At 55.3% G+C, this 15,513-nt stretch carries 11 protein-coding genes and 3 tRNA genes; 10 read left to right on the top strand and 4 right to left on the bottom strand.

Annotated features, from left to right (window positions below):
• The first annotated feature begins 187 nt into the window (after positions 1-187).
• Entirely contained in the window at positions 188-1,165 is a 978-nt protein-coding gene (gene epmA, locus C5523_RS24915) for an elongation factor P--(R)-beta-lysine ligase (protein ID WP_108702176.1), read from the top strand.
• A 128-nt stretch (positions 1,166-1,293) separates the two neighbouring features.
• On the opposite strand, the gene mscM is transcribed toward epmA, so the two are convergent.
• The 3 genes from mscM to rsgA form a co-directional block, all read right to left on the bottom strand.
• Positions 1,294-4,626 carry a miniconductance mechanosensitive channel MscM gene (gene mscM / locus C5523_RS24910; RefSeq protein ID WP_039077831.1) on the bottom strand — a complete coding sequence of 1,111 codons (3,333 nt, stop codon included), beginning with the start codon at positions 4,624-4,626 and terminating at the stop codon, positions 1,294-1,296.
• A gap of 18 nt (positions 4,627-4,644) precedes the next feature.
• Positions 4,645-5,613, bottom strand: coding sequence for an archaetidylserine decarboxylase (gene asd / locus C5523_RS24905; RefSeq protein WP_108702175.1), 969 nt, complete (start codon positions 5,611-5,613; stop codon positions 4,645-4,647).
• Positions 5,614-5,712: 99 nt separating this feature from the next.
• The gene (rsgA, locus tag C5523_RS24900) at positions 5,713-6,768 is read right to left on the bottom strand and encodes a small ribosomal subunit biogenesis GTPase RsgA (RefSeq protein ID WP_172600689.1); all 1,056 of its coding nucleotides are present in this window, start codon (positions 6,766-6,768) and stop codon (positions 5,713-5,715) included.
• A 106-nt stretch (positions 6,769-6,874) separates the two neighbouring features.
• On the opposite strand from rsgA, the gene orn reads away from it, so the two are divergent.
• From orn to C5523_RS24880, 4 genes are all read left to right on the top strand, one after another.
• Entirely contained in the window at positions 6,875-7,420 is a 546-nt protein-coding gene (gene orn, locus C5523_RS24895; RefSeq protein ID WP_039077828.1) for an oligoribonuclease, read from the top strand.
• Positions 7,421-7,623: 203 nt separating this feature from the next.
• Positions 7,624-7,699: transfer RNA gene (locus tag C5523_RS24890), tRNA-Gly, on the top strand.
• 72 nt (positions 7,700-7,771) lie between these two features.
• Positions 7,772-7,847, top strand: a tRNA-Gly gene (locus tag C5523_RS24885).
• 36 nt (positions 7,848-7,883) lie between these two features.
• Positions 7,884-7,959, top strand: a tRNA-Gly gene (locus C5523_RS24880).
• Positions 7,960-8,227: 268 nt separating this feature from the next.
• Here C5523_RS24880 and queG read toward each other — a convergent pair.
• Positions 8,228-9,367 carry a tRNA epoxyqueuosine(34) reductase QueG gene (queG, locus tag C5523_RS24875; protein ID WP_155525426.1) on the bottom strand — a complete coding sequence of 380 codons (1,140 nt, stop codon included), beginning with the start codon at positions 9,365-9,367 and terminating at the stop codon, positions 8,228-8,230.
• Between queG and nnr the strand changes: the two genes are divergently transcribed.
• Genes nnr through miaA form a run of 5 tightly spaced genes read left to right on the top strand, consistent with a single transcriptional unit; the run spans position 9,366 to position 15,506 of the window.
• A complete protein-coding gene (gene nnr, locus C5523_RS24870; protein ID WP_108702174.1) occupies positions 9,366-10,913 on the top strand; it encodes a bifunctional ADP-dependent NAD(P)H-hydrate dehydratase/NAD(P)H-hydrate epimerase in 1,548 nt (515 codons plus the stop codon). The two genes, queG and nnr, sit on opposite strands and share 2 nt — an antisense overlap.
• Positions 10,885-11,346 carry a tRNA (adenosine(37)-N6)-threonylcarbamoyltransferase complex ATPase subunit type 1 TsaE gene (gene tsaE, locus C5523_RS24865; protein WP_039077819.1) on the top strand — a complete coding sequence of 154 codons (462 nt, stop codon included), beginning with the start codon at positions 10,885-10,887 and terminating at the stop codon, positions 11,344-11,346. Before nnr ends, tsaE begins: the two co-directional genes overlap by 29 nt.
• A gap of 16 nt (positions 11,347-11,362) precedes the next feature.
• A complete protein-coding gene (gene amiB, locus C5523_RS24860; RefSeq protein ID WP_108702173.1) occupies positions 11,363-12,703 on the top strand; it encodes an N-acetylmuramoyl-L-alanine amidase AmiB in 1,341 nt (446 codons plus the stop codon).
• 9 nt (positions 12,704-12,712) lie between these two features.
• On the top strand, positions 12,713-14,563 hold the full coding sequence (gene mutL, locus C5523_RS24855) for a DNA mismatch repair endonuclease MutL (protein WP_108702172.1): 1,851 nt from the start codon (positions 12,713-12,715) through the stop codon (positions 14,561-14,563).
• Positions 14,556-15,506 (top strand): tRNA (adenosine(37)-N6)-dimethylallyltransferase MiaA, encoded by a 951-nt coding sequence (gene miaA, locus C5523_RS24850; protein WP_107223546.1) that lies wholly within the window; start codon positions 14,556-14,558, stop codon positions 15,504-15,506. Before mutL ends, miaA begins: the two co-directional genes overlap by 8 nt.
• Positions 15,507-15,513: the final 7 nt, after the last annotated feature.

Raw genomic sequence — 15,513 nt, 5'->3', positions numbered from 1 at the left:
TGACCTGTTCGATTTTTTTAACGTATGAATAGCCTAAAACATCATTGATTTTGATTAATTTAATTACAAAACCCCCAACCTTTAGTGATTTTACCTCCCGTCGCTGAACCTTATTCCGCTCAAAATTTGTCTCTCTGAGCTGATACGGGTAGACTTCGTGCCCTTGTTTGAATTCGGAGAACGTACCATGAGCGAGACGGCAACCTGGCAGCCGAGCGCATCCATCCCTAACTTATTAAAACGCGCAGCAATTATGGCGGAAATTCGGCGTTTCTTCGCCGATCGCGGCGTGTTAGAGGTGGAAACGCCTTGTATGAGCCAGGCCACGGTAACCGATATTCATCTGTTCCCGTTTGAGACCCGTTTCGTTGGTCCCGGCCATTCGCAAGGGATGAATCTTTATCTGATGACCAGCCCGGAATACCACATGAAGCGTCTTCTGGCGGCAGGATGTGGCCCGGTTTTCCAACTGTGCCGCAGCTTCCGTAATGAGGAAATGGGGCGTCATCATAATCCTGAGTTCACCATGCTGGAGTGGTACCGTCCGCACTACGATATGTATCGTTTGATGAATGAAGTGGATGACCTTCTGCAACAGGTGCTGGAGTGCCCGGCAGCGGAATCACTCTCTTATCAGCAGGCTTTCCAGCGCTACCTGGAAATCGATCCGCTTTCTGCGGATAAAGCTCAACTGCGTGAAGTGGCGGCGAAGCTTGATTTAAGCAATATCGCAGACACTGAAGAAGACCGCGATACCTTGCTGCAACTGCTGTTCACCATGGGCGTTGAGCCGCATATCGGCAAAGACCGTCCGGCGTTTGTCTACCACTTCCCGGCAAGTCAGGCCGCGCTGGCGCAAATCAGCACCGAAGATCACCGCGTGGCGGAACGCTTTGAGGTCTACTTCAAAGGTATTGAACTGGCGAATGGTTTTCATGAACTGACCGATGCCCGCGAACAGCAGCAGCGTTTTGAGCAGGATAATCGCAAGCGTGCCGCACGTGGTCTGCCGCAGCAACCGGTGGATACAAATCTGCTGGAGGCGCTGAAGGCCGGTATGCCGGATTGCTCCGGTGTGGCGCTGGGCGTTGATCGCCTGGTGATGCTGGCGCTGGGGGCGGAAAGCCTCGCCGAGGTAATGGCGTTTACCGTCGATCGCTCCTGATTTTTCGGCTTCACCATCCCGGATGCGGCTACGCCTTATCCGGGCACGGTCTGATGGCGTTGATCATCGAAGCCTCTCCCAGTGGGAGAGGCTGTCAGAGTAGCCCCGATAAGCGCATCGGGGAAAGATTACACACTTCCCGCCGGACGATTCCCTTTCCCTGCCGATGTCAGCGTGCGCGCCGTGCGCTTGCCGTCCAGACTTTCAAGCCGCATCTGGAACGGTGGGAACGGCAGATCGATGCCATGTTCGCGGAAGCCCGCCAGAATCAACTGATGAATCTCGTGGCGCAGCGGCATACGGTGCCCCATCTCGGCGGCGTAGATACGCAGTTCAAATAGCTGAATCCCTTGCTGGAGGTCCACCAGAAACACTTCCGGGGCAGGGTTATCAATCACAAACGTACAACGTTCTGCGGCGGTATAAAGGATCTGCGTTACCTCTTCGCTGTTGGCATCGGCGGGTGCCGGAACCGTCAGCACCACACGCGTCACCGAATCCGACAGTGACCAGTTGATAAACTGCTCGGTAATAAAGGCCTTATTGGGCACGATGATCTCTTTGCGATCCCAGTCGCTGATCGTCGTGGCGCGGGTATTGATCTTCGTGACGCTACCGGTCAGATCGCGGATCGTCACGGTATCACCGATGCGGATCGGCTTTTCAAACAGAATGATCAGGCCGGAAATAAAGTTAGCGAAGATCTCCTGCAGGCCAAAGCCCAGACCGACGCCAAGCGCGGCAACCAGCCACTGCAATTTCGCCCATTCGATCCCGATCATTGAGAATCCAACCAGCCCGCCAAACAGCATTAGCAGATATTTGGTGATGGTGGTGATGGCATAACCGGTGCCGGGGGTGAGATCCAGATGCTGCAACAGGGCAAGCTCAAGCAGCGCCGGAAAGTTACGCACCAGTTGCGTGGTGATGATAAACACCAGAATGGCAATCAACACCGCGCCGAGAGTGATGGGCTCAAGGCTTTCCACCCCCTGCACCGTGGAGGTGACATCCCACAGGGAAATGTTCTCCAGGAAGCCAAAAGCTGAGTGGATTTCTGACCACAGCACAATGACGGAGAGCAGCGCGATAAGCATCAGGATCGAGCGCACCAGGCGCAGCGATTGCACGCTGATGGCATCCAGATCGAGCTCTTTCTCATCTATCTCGACCGATCCTTCGGTACTGGTGGAGTGCGGCGTCTCATCTTCGCCTTTCGCGCGTTGGGCGAGGATCTCTGCGCGACGATGGCGGGCACGATCGAACGCCAGACGGCGACGCTGGATCAGCATCCAGCGGCGGATAATGTGATAGACCACTAACAGCAGGAACCAGATGGCGACGGAGGTTTCCAGACGCGCCAGCAGAGCCTGCGAGGTGGCCAGATAGCCCACCGCAGCAGCGAGAATCGCAATCAGCGGGGCGCTTAACAGAAGGTTCCATAGCAGGCGGTTCGGCATGTTATCACCCGAACCGGTCTTATCGACATAGAGCGGGATCCCGGCGCGTTTAAGGCTGAGTGTGACGACCGCCAGCGCACCACAAATCAGAATAAAACAGAGCCTGCCCAGCGACCCGGAAAACTCCCGGTCATTGAGGTTATCGAACATGATCAGCGCCATAATCAATGGCACGATAAAACCAATGCTCATCAGATAGTTGCGCATTCCACGCGCCACGCGATGACGCGGCCAGCCGAAATGGGCGACAAATAATCCGGTAGGGCGGGCGAAAGTGGCGCAAATCATCACCACCCACAGTAGCGGAACGGTCGCGGTGACGCCGTCGCCAATCGCTACTGCCAGCGGATACGGCCAGGCTTCCTGTAAGCCGTATCCCAGCGTTGCCCACAATACGGGAAGCGGAAGGGCGACCAGAATCGACCAGAACACCGTACGCATTGTCAGCCAGAAATGGTCCTGAGTGACTTTGCCGACTTTGGCGCTGGAACGCTCCAGGAAACGGGTGAAATGTTTACGCGAGTAGAGGCTGAAACCTACGAGGATGAGCGCGCCAAAAAGCGGGAACAGCGTCTCTTTGCTGGTTAGCATCATTGCGCTGGCTTTGCCGAGTTGGCTAAAGGTATCCAGCGAGATCAGGCGTCGCAGATCCTGCACGATTTCAACCGGCCAGCTCAGGCTCATTGGACTGACGTCCGCCGTCCAGAAAAGGTAGCGGTGCGTGGCTTCATTCACCTCGCGCAGCGCATCCTCAAGCTGGCTATTGGAAACTTTGAGCTTTGTCAGTTCCAGAATCAGGGTATCGCCACCCTGTAGTAGCGACGAGAGCAACTCACGCTGCGTGCGCAACTGGGCATCGAGTATACGGCTCTGCTCCGCCGTCAGTTGCTGGCCATCAGCCTGACGAATCTGTCGCAACTGAGGCTGCTTGTTCACCAGGTCTTCATAGCGCATGCGGTGCACGCGAAGCTGCGCCATTTCTGTATCAAGCTGCTGGGGCTTAGGCATTTCCGGCAGGCGGGCCACCTGAGCGCGCAACGCTTCACCCAACATATTGGACGCGCCCAGCCACTGTGACTGCTCGCGCAGGGTGTTCAGTGCCTGGCGGACCTGCAACATCTGATTCGTCGCCTGACGCTGTTGCGAGGCGACCAGATCCATGCGCTGCGCCTGCTGGTTCAGCGCCTGCGACAGCTCACGGTTGATCTTAAACTGTTCGATGATACCGGGCGGTAGGTTATCGCTGTTTTCCGCCAGTTGTTCGGTACTCTCCAGCGCCTGCTCGGCTTCACGCTGACGCTGGCTGTTGAGCTGATTACGTAGCGCCTGCAGGTAAGCATCCAGTTGCTGTGCCTGTTTTTGGGCCAGCTCTGAGCGCATCCGAGACAGCTCCTGGCGGTTATTTGCCGATAGCTGTGCCAGTTCCAGTTCATCGACCAGCGCCCTCAGCTTTGCAGACTCTGCCTGGGCACTCAGATTTTGTGCCTGCGCGAGCGGCGTATTGCTGGTTTGCGCGCCGATGCGGCGTTCAACTTCATTAACCTGGCGGCGGGCATCCGTTTGCTGCTGCGGAAGCTGGCTCAGGGAATCGTTAATTTCCCGGGCGCGCTCCTGCTCTTGCTGCGCCTGGCGAGTTTTTTCCAGCAACTGACTGCTGACTTGCAGAATTTCCTGGTTTAGCGCATCGGTGCTTATATTGGCAGGCACCGATTTTGGCTCATCGCGCAGGTTATCTAGCTGCGAGCGTAGCGTGCGGGAAAGTTTGGGGAAATTATCGATAACATCTTGATATTGCTGGGCGCGCTCAAGCGAGCCTTTACGCTCTTCAAGCGCGTTCAGCGCGCCCTGGAGCACTTCGACGGTTTCAGCCTGATCGGGCGTGGCTTTTGCCGCTTTGGCCTGCTCCAGTTCTTGCGAGATTTGTTTGGCATCGGGGGCCGTTGCTGCATTGGCCCCCAGGCTGAGGCACCAGGCCATCAGAAAAATGATAATCAGGCGCACTACAGCTTACCTTCTTCGTTAGACTTCGTCTTTCTTGTCGTCTACCAGCGGGCTGGCATCCAGCTCGGCGGCAATTTCTTCTGCGGGCAGAGGCGTCGGTTCAGCTTCCGGTGTCACCAGCGTTTCGGTGGAGACGGCCAGCGGCTCGCCGATTTTGGTCACAGAAAGGCTTTGCAGGTGTTCTGCCAGGTTCACTTTACCCGGCGCGAACAGGTTAATCACCGTTGAACCCAGTTTGAAGCGGCCCATCTCCTGGCCTTTCAGCAGCGCAACTGCACCATCGCTCTCGCCTGCAGGATAGGTCCAGCGTTTGATGATGCCTTCGCGCGGCGGGGTGATCGTACCGGCCCAGACTGTCTCAATACTGCCGACAATCGTGGCTCCGACCAGAATTTGCGCCATCGGGCCGAATTCAGTATCGAACAAGCAAATGACGCGCTCGTTACGGGCAAACAGGTTCGGCACGTTCTGCGCCGTCAGGTGGTTAACCGAAAACAGGTCGCCCGGTACATAAATCATTTCCCGCAGGATACCGTTGCACGGCATATGCACGCGGTGATAATCACGCGGTGACAGGTACGTGGTAGCAAAAGAGCCATTACGGAACAGGTCTGCCATCAGGTAGTTGCCTGCCAGCAGGGCCTCCAGGCTGTAATCGTGGCCTTTCGCCTGCAGGATTTTGTCGTTTTCGATTTTACCGAGCTGGCTTATCACGCCGTCTGCGGGCATGACCAGGATGTTCGGATCGGTGTTCAGCGGGCGAACATCGTCACGCAACGGGCGCACGAAGAAGTCGTTGAAGGTGCGATAGCTGGCAGTGTCCGGCTTTTGCGCCTCCTGCATATTGACCTTGTAGTATTTGACGAACAGATCAATAACCAGTTTGGTCAGCCAACCCGCGCGTTTGCTTGCGCCCCAGCCCGCCAGGCGAGTGAGCCACAGTTTCGGCAGAATGTATTGAAGCGAAAGTTTAAATGAGTTTAACAAGGTAGCCTCCAGGCCATTGTTTTTGTCGTTCCTGACCCGGCGCTATCGCCAGGTCTTTGCAAAAAAGGGGGACGATTCTAACGACGCTAAGCTTAGTTGTCAGTCATCGGATTCAGAAAAGCTTTTACGCGTTTTTACTTGTGCCATGCTCTCAAGAATACGGTGATAATTTTCGAACCGCGTCCCGGCGATTTCGCCCTTGTCGACGGCTTCGCGGATGGCGCAGCCTGGGTCGCTGGCGTGTTTACAGTCACGGTATTTGCAGTGGCCGATATAGTCATGGAATTCGACAAAGCCGTTAGTAATTTGTTCCGGCTCCAGATGCCAGAGTCCAAATTCACGCACCCCAGGAGAATCAATCACATCGCCGCCGTGCGGGAAGTGATAAAGACGGGCGGCTGTCGTAGTGTGCTGGCCCAGACCGGAGTTATCAGAGACATCATTTGTCAGGATTTGGTCTTCATGCAGACCGAGCAGGGCGTTCAACAGGCTGGATTTGCCCACGCCAGACTGCCCGGCAAAAATACTGATACGGTCAGTTAATGCGTCCTCAAGTGGCTGCAGCCCGTTCTGGGTATGGCTGGATACCATCAATACGCGATAACCGATTTTGCGGTAGATATCCATCTGCTCATTGACGAAGGCCATGCCTTCATCGTCCAGCAGATCGATCTTGTTCAGCACGATCAGCGGTTCAACCTCCAACGCTTCGCAGGCCACCAGATAACGATCGATAATATTGAGCGAGAGTTCCGGCAAAATGGCTGAAACGATCACGATCTGATCGATATTTGCCGCGATCGGTTTTACGCCATCGTAAAAGTCAGGACGGGTCAGTACGGAAGTGCGATCGTGTACAGCTTCGACAATGCCTTTTACCGTCACCCCTTCCGCCGCCTCTTTGCCCGGACGCCAGACGACGCGGTCGCCGGTGACCAGTGAACGAATGGTACGACGAATATTGCAACGGTGTACGGTGCCATCCGCGGCTTCAACGTCCGCGTGCATGCCGAAGCGGCTGATCACTATGCCCTCAGACGGCTCGCCAAACAGGTTGTCATCGTAGTCGGCTTTCTCCACAGACGTTTTTAACCGGCGCTGATGATTCGCGTTGACGCGGCGTTGCTGTCCTTTGGAGAGTTTATTTTTACTCAATCGTACTGGCTCCTGGTCGCCCCGGATGGGCAAAACCTTTATGATACACGCTATTTTAGATGAATATAGTCACGCTGAATATGACGCGAGAAGGGTGGAAAATAGCATGAGTGCAAATGAAAACAACCTGATTTGGATCGATCTGGAGATGACCGGGCTGAATCCGGAACGCGATCGTATTATTGAAATCGCGACCCTGGTTACCGACGCGAATCTGAATATCCTGGCGGAGGGGCCGACAATTGCGGTTCATCAGTCTGACGCTCAGCTGGCGTTGATGGATGACTGGAACGTACGTACCCACACTGGCAGCGGTCTGGTGGAGCGCGTCAAGGCAAGTCAGTTTGATGATCGCGCGGCAGAGCTGGCGACCATCGAATTTCTGAAAGAGTGGGTGCCAGCGGGCAAGTCGCCAATTTGTGGCAACAGTATCGGTCAGGACCGTCGTTTTCTGTTTAAGTACATGCCGGAGCTGGAAGCTTACTTCCACTATCGTTATCTGGACGTCAGCACCTTAAAAGAGTTAGCGCGTCGCTGGAAACCGGAAATTCTCGACGGTTTCAAAAAACAGGGCACGCATCAGGCAATGGATGATATCCGCGAGTCTGTGGCCGAGCTTTCTTACTATCGCGAACATTTTATTAAGCTGTAAAAAGAGTGCCCGGATGGATGAAAAAGAGAGTAAGGTAGTCCGTCCGGTGCAAAAACAGGCAAGATGACGAATAATCGAGCACTTGAACGAAAAATTTAAAAAATCGTTTTCGGGGGGCTTGCAGGAGAAAGGAATTCTCGTATAATGCGCCTCCCGTGACGACACAGAAATGTGAAATTACGACAGCAAGAAAAATGATGTTTGCGGGAATAGCTCAGTTGGTAGAGCACGACCTTGCCAAGGTCGGGGTCGCGAGTTCGAGTCTCGTTTCCCGCTCCAAAATTTGAATGCACCATCAATCGCCGGTATGCACGTGTAGCCAAGCTGTTGCAACGTGAAACCAGAGATTATGCGGGAATAGCTCAGTTGGTAGAGCACGACCTTGCCAAGGTCGGGGTCGCGAGTTCGAGTCTCGTTTCCCGCTCCAAAATGTGAAAAGTATCGAAAGATACGCACCACCCAAGCGGGAATAGCTCAGTTGGTAGAGCACGACCTTGCCAAGGTCGGGGTCGCGAGTTCGAGTCTCGTTTCCCGCTCCAAATTTTTACTCCATTAAATTATCCACAGCGGAAAGCACATGCTGCGGACGATTTTTTTCGTCCTTACATATTCTTGTAAACAGACTTATCCACAGAACGCCTGCCTTCATTTGAAATCCCAATCGCTTCGCCTGGTGAATAGTATCAATTTAACTTACTGAATTTTTTAATAAAAAATTCATCTTAAATTGTTAATGGGATCACTTGACGATTTTGTGGGCATTGAAACGCAATGCGTTTTTAATTTTATTCACAAGCTGTGGATGTCTCAGGCGTCACGTATCAACCCCTTTTCGATGACCCTCACAAGGCGTTGTTTCTTCGGCGTCTGTACTTCCACCACGCAGGCATTTCGTTTTTCCACCTGTTGCGCAATGGCCCATTCTATATGTTCATCAAGAAGTGGGTGCTCACCCCGGCGTTGTTCCAGCGCACGTATATTGGCTTCATCCCAGGGGGCGTTACCCAGCGCGACGGCAATATTACGCAGCCAGCGTAGATGACCGATACGGCGAATTGCCGAGCCTTCCGTTACTTTCAAAAACCAGCTCTCGCTCCATGCAAACAATTCAATCAGTTCCGGCGAATGCAGCGCCTTGCGCGGGCTGAAATCTGCTTCATCTGTTAATTGCGAGAAACGGTTCCACGGGCAAATAAGCTGACAGTCGTCGCAGCCATAGATGCGGTTACCGATTAACGGGCGGAATTCCTCCGGAATCGCCCCTTCCAGCTCAATGGTGAGATAAGAGATGCAGCGGCGTGCATCGACCGTATAGGGCTCGACAATCGCCCCGGTCGGGCAAATGGTGAGGCAGGCCACGCAGCGACCACAATCCTCTTCAACGGGCTGATCGACAGGCAGGGGCAAATCAATGAGTAACTCGCCGAGGAAGAAGAATGACCCGGCCTGGCGATTAAGGATTAGTGAGTGCTTACCTACCCAGCCAAGCCCGGCTTTTTCAGCTAATGGGCGTTCAAGGATGGGCGCAGAATCCACAAACGGTCTAAAATTCAGCGAGGCACAATGCTGCTGGATCTTTTCACCGAGTTGCTTTAATCGGTTACGTAGCAGTTTATGATAATCGCGGCCCAGCGCGTAGCGGCTGACATAGCCCCGCGCCGGGTTTTTAAGTGTGCTGGCGAAGGCGGCATTTGCGGGGAGATAGTTCATTCTTACGCTGATAACCCGCAAGGTGCCGGGCAGAAGCTCGTGTGGACGGGCGCGCATCATGCCGTGTCGCGCCATCCACTCCATTTCGCCATGATATTGTTTGTCCAGCCATGCCTGCAGCTTAGGTTCGCTGGCGGAAAGGTCGGTGTCAGCGATACCGACCTGCTGAAAACCCAGTTCAGAGCCCCACTGTTTGATGCTGTGCGCTAATTGATTGAGATCGAGGGGCTCTGACATGACGGACCATACAATGAAGAAATACGCAGCAAGTATACCACACTCCATCTGGCCTGCGGATGAACTGCGGCGGGCGGAAAAGGAGGCGGCAGATAGCCTTGGGATTACGCTGTTTGAACTGATGCAGCGTGCGGGTGAAGCCGCGTTCAACGTCGCACGGGCATACTACCCCACAACGCGACACTGGCTCGTGCTGTGCGGCCATGGCAACAACGGCGGCGATGGTTATGTTGTCGCACGTCTGGCCGCGGCCGCAGGCATTGAGGTGACCCTGTTGGCTGTTGAGGGGAGCAAGCCGCTGCCGGAAGAGGCGCAGGCGGCGCGAGAAGCCTGGCTGAACGCGGGAGGTGTCATCCATGCCGCTGATATCATCTGGCCGGAAGGCGTCGATCTGATTATTGATGGTTTGCTGGGCACAGGGCTTAACAGCGCACCAAGAGAACCTGGCGCCTCCCTGATAGCCCAGGCCAATGCACATCCGGCTCCGATCCTGGCGCTGGATATTCCTTCTGGTTTAGTGGCACAGACCGGTACAACGCCTGGTGCGGTCATTGAGGCCGCGCATACCGTGACTTTTATCGCCCTGAAACCGGGGTTGCTGACCGGGAAGGCCCGTGATGTCGTCGGTGTGCTCCATCATCATGCTCTGGGGCTGGAAAACTGGCTGGCCGGGCAGCAAACTTTACTGACCCGCGTTGATGTGACGTTCCTTCCCCACTGGTTTAGGCCGCGCCGTCCCACTTCACATAAAGGCTCCCATGGCCGGTTGGTCATCATTGGCGGCGATCATGGCACCGCTGGCGCTATCCGCATGGCGGGCGAAGCGGCGCTGCGGGCGGGGGCGGGGCTGGTGCGTGTGCTCACGCGTAGCGAAAATATTGCGCCTGTCATTACGGCCCGCCCGGAACTGATGGTACATCAACTCACACCACAGAGCCTTGAAGAGAGTCTGGAGTGGGCCGATGTGGTGGTCATTGGGCCGGGGCTTGGTCAGCAAGAGTGGGGCAAAAAAGCCCTGCAGAAAGTTGAGAATTTCCGCAAACCGATGCTCTGGGACGCGGATGCGCTGAACCTTCTGGCAATCAATCCCGATAAACGTCACAATCGCATCCTGACGCCGCACCCTGGCGAGGCTGCGCGCCTGCTTGGCTGTTCCGTTGCAGAAATTGAAAGTGATCGCTTACTTTCTGCGCAACGTCTGCTACAACGATACGCAGGCGTTGTCGTTCTGAAAGGGGCGGGTACGGTGGTGGCGGGCGCTGACGGCAAGGTCAGTATTATTGATGCCGGCAATGCGGGGATGGCCAGCGGCGGCATGGGAGATGTGCTGTCTGGCATTATCGGCGCAATGCTGGGGCAGAAGCTTGAACTGTATGACGCGGCCTGCGCAGGCTGTCTCGCCCATGGTGTCGCGGCAGATTTGCTGGCGTCGCGACAAGGGATGCGGGGCATGCTGGCAACCGATCTTTTTTCCACGCTGGTGCGTGTAGTTAACCCGGACGTTATTGAAACAGAAGATGATGAATCGAGTAATTCCTTTACCTGATGAGCAAGCGACCCTTACGTTGGGGCAACGCATGGCGCAGGCTTGCAATGGCGCGACAGTGATTTACCTGTACGGCGACCTGGGTGCGGGTAAAACCACTTTCAGCCGGGGCTTTCTGCAGGCGCTTGGTCACAACGGGAATGTTAAAAGCCCGACCTATACGCTGGTTGAACCCTACACACTCGATAAGCTGAATGTGTACCACTTCGACCTGTATCGCCTTGCGGATCCTGAGGAGCTGGAATTTATGGGGATCCGCGATTATTTTGCCAACGACGCTATTTGCCTGGTCGAGTGGCCGCAACAAGGTGCGGGTGTGCTGCCTGACCCGGATGTCGAAATTCATATTGATTACCAGGCGCAGGGGCGTGAGGCGCGCATTACTGCTGTATCCTCATCTGGCGATGCATTGCTGGCTCGTTTGGCCGGTTAATCTAAGGGATGACGGGATGATTTATCGCGTTAAAAGTTGGCTAATGACCGCACTGATTTTATTCAGCATGCAGGTCGGTGCGGCGAGTTTGTCAGATATTCAGGTTTCCAATGGGGATAACCAGGCCCGTATCACGTTCAGTTTTATGGGCGACCCGGAATATGCCTTTTCTCAGGAAGGGAAGCGAAGCGTTGCGCTGGATATCAAACAAACCGGTGTAATTCAGGGGTTGCCGCTCCAGTTCAGCGGTAACAATTTGGTCAGGAGCATTCGTTCGGGCACGCCGAAGGATAACCAGTCGCTGCGATTGGTGGTCGATTTAACGCAAAACGGTAAAACGCGCGCGGTGAAACAGCAAAGCGGCTCAGGTTATACCGTGGTGTTTACCATTGATGCCGATGTGCCGCCACCGCCTCCACTGCCAAAAGTGGTAGCGAAACGCGTTGAGACGCCTGCCGTCACGCCGCAACCGGTGCAGACCCAACCCGGTCGTAATCCTTTTAGTGGCAGCAACGATCGCATCACTAGCGTCACCAGCAGCAATACGGCGGTTCGTCCTGCGGCACAGGCGCGTCCGGCTTCCGGGGACAGTAAAGTCATTATTGCTATCGATGCCGGGCACGGCGGGCAGGATCCTGGTGCGATTGGCCCTGGCGGCACTCAGGAGAAAAACGTCACTATCTCCGTGGCGCGTAAACTGCGTACTTTGCTGAATGACGACCCCATGTTCAAAGCCGTAATGACCCGCGATGGCGATTACTTTATCTCGGTGATGGGGCGTTCGGACGTGGCGCGTAAACAAAACGCAAACTTCCTGGTGTCGATTCATGCGGATGCCGCACCGAATCGCGATGCTACCGGCGCGTCCGTCTGGGTGCTTTCTAACCGTCGCGCCAACAGTGAAATGGCGGGCTGGCTTGAGCAGCATGAGAAACAGTCCGAGCTGTTGGGCGGCGCGGGCGATGTACTGGCGAACAGTCAGTCTGACCCCTACCTGAGCCAGGCGGTGCTGGATTTACAATTCGGCCATTCTCAGCGTGTCGGTTATGATGTCGCCAGCAGTATGATCACTCAGCTTGCGCGTATTGGCGCGCTACATAAGCGACATCCGGAACACGCAAGCCTTGGTGTACTTCGTTCGCCGGATATCCCGTCAGTGCTGGTTGAAACCGGGTTTATCAGTAACAACAGCGAAGAGCGTATGCTGGGCAGCGATGAATACCAGCAGCAGCTTGCGGAAGCAATCTACACGGGGCTGCGCAACTATTTCCTTGCACACCCTCTGCAATCTGCGCCGCAGGGGGGCAGTGGACAAATGGCTAACGCCGCAGCGCCTGCCAGCGGATTGCTTAATTAAGGAGACTTCATGCCGATTCAGGTTTTGCCGCCACAGCTTGCGAACCAAATCGCCGCAGGCGAAGTGGTGGAACGCCCTGCGTCGGTGGTGAAGGAACTGGTGGAAAACAGTCTGGATGCGGGCGCGACCCGCATCGATATCGATATCGAACGCGGCGGGGCGAAGCTTATCCGCATTCGCGATAATGGCGGCGGTATTAAAAAAGATGAGCTGGCGCTGGCGCTGGCACGTCATGCCACCAGTAAAATTGCCTCGCTTGACGATCTTGAAGCCATCATCAGTCTGGGTTTTCGCGGTGAAGCGCTGGCCAGTATCAGCTCTGTCTCGCGTTTGACGCTCACCTCGCGCACCGCCGAACAGCAGGAGGCCTGGCAGGCTTATGCGGAAGGCCGCGATATGGACGTGACCGTTAAGCCTGCTGCCCATCCTGTTGGCACCACCCTGGAAGTGCTGGACCTCTTCTATAACACCCCGGCGCGGCGCAAATTCATGCGCACCGAAAAAACCGAATTCGGCCATATCGATGAAGTCGTAAGACGCATCGCGCTGGCGCGTTTTGATGTCACCATCAACCTGAGCCATAACGGTAAGATGATGCGCCAGTACCGTGCGGTGACTCAGAACGGGCAAAAAGAGCGTCGGCTGGGGGCTATTTGCGGTACTGCATTTCTGGAACAGGCGCTGGAAATCGAATGGCAGCATGGCGACCTGGCGCTACGTGGCTGGGTGGCTGAGCCCACGGCGACCACCTCCGCGTTTGCTGAAATCCAGTATTGCTACGTCAATGGCCGCATGATGCGCGATCGCCTGATTAACCACGCGATTCGCCAGGCCTGTGAAGACAAGCTTGGGGCCGATCAGCAGCCTGCCTTTGTCCTCTATTTAGAGATAGACCCGCACCAGGTTGATGTGAACGTGCACCCGGCAAAACATGAGGTGCGTTTTCACCAGTCAAGACTGGTGCATGATTTTATCTACCAGGGTGTGCTGAGCGTGCTGCAACAGCAGACAGCAACCTCCTTGCCGCTGGAAGACGAACCTGCGCCGCGCCCGATACCGGAAAACCGCATCGCCGCCGGGCGCAATCACTTCGCAGAACCCTCTGTGATGCGCGAACCCACGCCGCGAGCGTCTGCTTCATCAGGGGCTGCTTCGGCAGGTTCCGCGCGTGCGCCTTCATGGCCAAACGCACAGCCGGGTTATCAGAAGCAGCAAGGCGCGCTGTACCGCCAGTTGCTGGAAACCCCGGCGGCGGAGCGTAAAGCGGATGTCGTAAAAGAAGCCGCTCCCGTTCTGGACGCGCACAGCCAGAGTTTTGGTCGGGTGCTGACGGTTGTCGCGCCTGCCTTTGCTTTGCTTGAGCGCGGCGGTCAGGTCGCATTACTGGCGTTGCCCGTGGCAGAACGCTGGCTGAGGCAGGCGCAATTGTCGCCGACCGGCGGGCCGGTGTGCGGACAGCCGTTGCTCATTCCCGTGCGTCTGAAAGTGTCCTCACAAGAAAATGCCGCGTTAAAACGCGCGCAACCGGTACTGGCCGAAATGGGTATCGAATTTGTGCCGGATGGTCAACACGTTACGATTCGCGCCGTGCCTTTACCCTTACGCCAACAAAATTTACAAATCTTGATTCCTGAACTGATAGGCTACCTGGCGCAGCAGACAGAGATTGATGCGGTGAATGTTTCCCACTGGCTGGCCCGCCATCTGGCGAGCGAGCATACCCAGTGGAATATGGCGCAAGCCATTAGCCTGCTTACCGACGTCGAGCGTCTTTGTCCGCATCTGGTTAAGACCCCGCCAGATGGTTTGTTACAACCTGTTGATTTATCTATGGCGATGAATGCCCTGAAACATGAGTGATGTAAGCAAGGCTGGCCTGCCTAAGGCTATTTTTTTGATGGGGCCGACGGCCTCTGGCAAAACGGCATTAGCCATTGAGTTACGTAAAGTTTTGCCAGTTGAGTTGATAAGCGTGGATTCAGCCCTTATCTATCAGGGGATGGATATCGGTACGGCGAAGCCGACTGCCGCTGAATTACGCGCCGCTCCGCACCGGTTGTTGGATATTCTCGACCCGGCGCAGGCGTATTCCGCGGCCGATTTTCGCCGCGATGCGCTGGCAGCCATGGCGGAGATTACCGCAGAAGGGCGCATCCCGTTGCTGGTTGGCGGTACGATGCTTTATTTTAAAGCACTGCTGGAAGGGTTGTCCCCTTTGCCATCAGCGGATCCAGCGGTACGAGCAGAGATTGAAAGACAAGCAGCAGAGCGTGGATGGGATGCGTTGCATCAGCAGCTACAGACTATTGATCCTGTAGCCGCAGCGCGAATCCATCCAAATGATCCGCAAAGGCTTTCCCGGGCACTGGAAGTTTTTTTCATTTCGGGTAAAACTTTAACAGATCTGACGCAAACGTCTGGAGATACTCTGCCGTATCAGGTGCATCAGTTCGCCATCGCCCCGGCGAGCCGTGAACTGCTCCATCAGCGAATTGAGCAGCGTTTTCATCAGATGTTAGCTTCGGGTTTTGAAGCAGAAGTGCGGGCGCTTTTTGCTCGCGGAGATTTGCATACGGATATGCCTTCCGTTCGTTGTGTGGGTTATCGCCAGATGTGGTCTTATCTTGAAGGCGAAATATCCTACGACGAAATGGTTTACAGAGGTGTTTGCGCCACGAGGCAGTTAGCAAAGCGGCAAATAACCTGGTTGCGTGGCTGGGATGGCGTTCACTGGTTAGACAGTGAAAAGCCGCAAGAGTCATACAACGAAGTGTTACAGGTTATTGGTGCGATCGCGAATTGAATGTGTA

This window comes from Phytobacter sp. SCO41 (assembly GCF_003073275.1).
GTDB classification, from domain to species: domain Bacteria; phylum Pseudomonadota; class Gammaproteobacteria; order Enterobacterales; family Enterobacteriaceae; genus Phytobacter; species Phytobacter diazotrophicus.
This window is presented reverse-complemented; position numbering and strand designations above follow the sequence as displayed.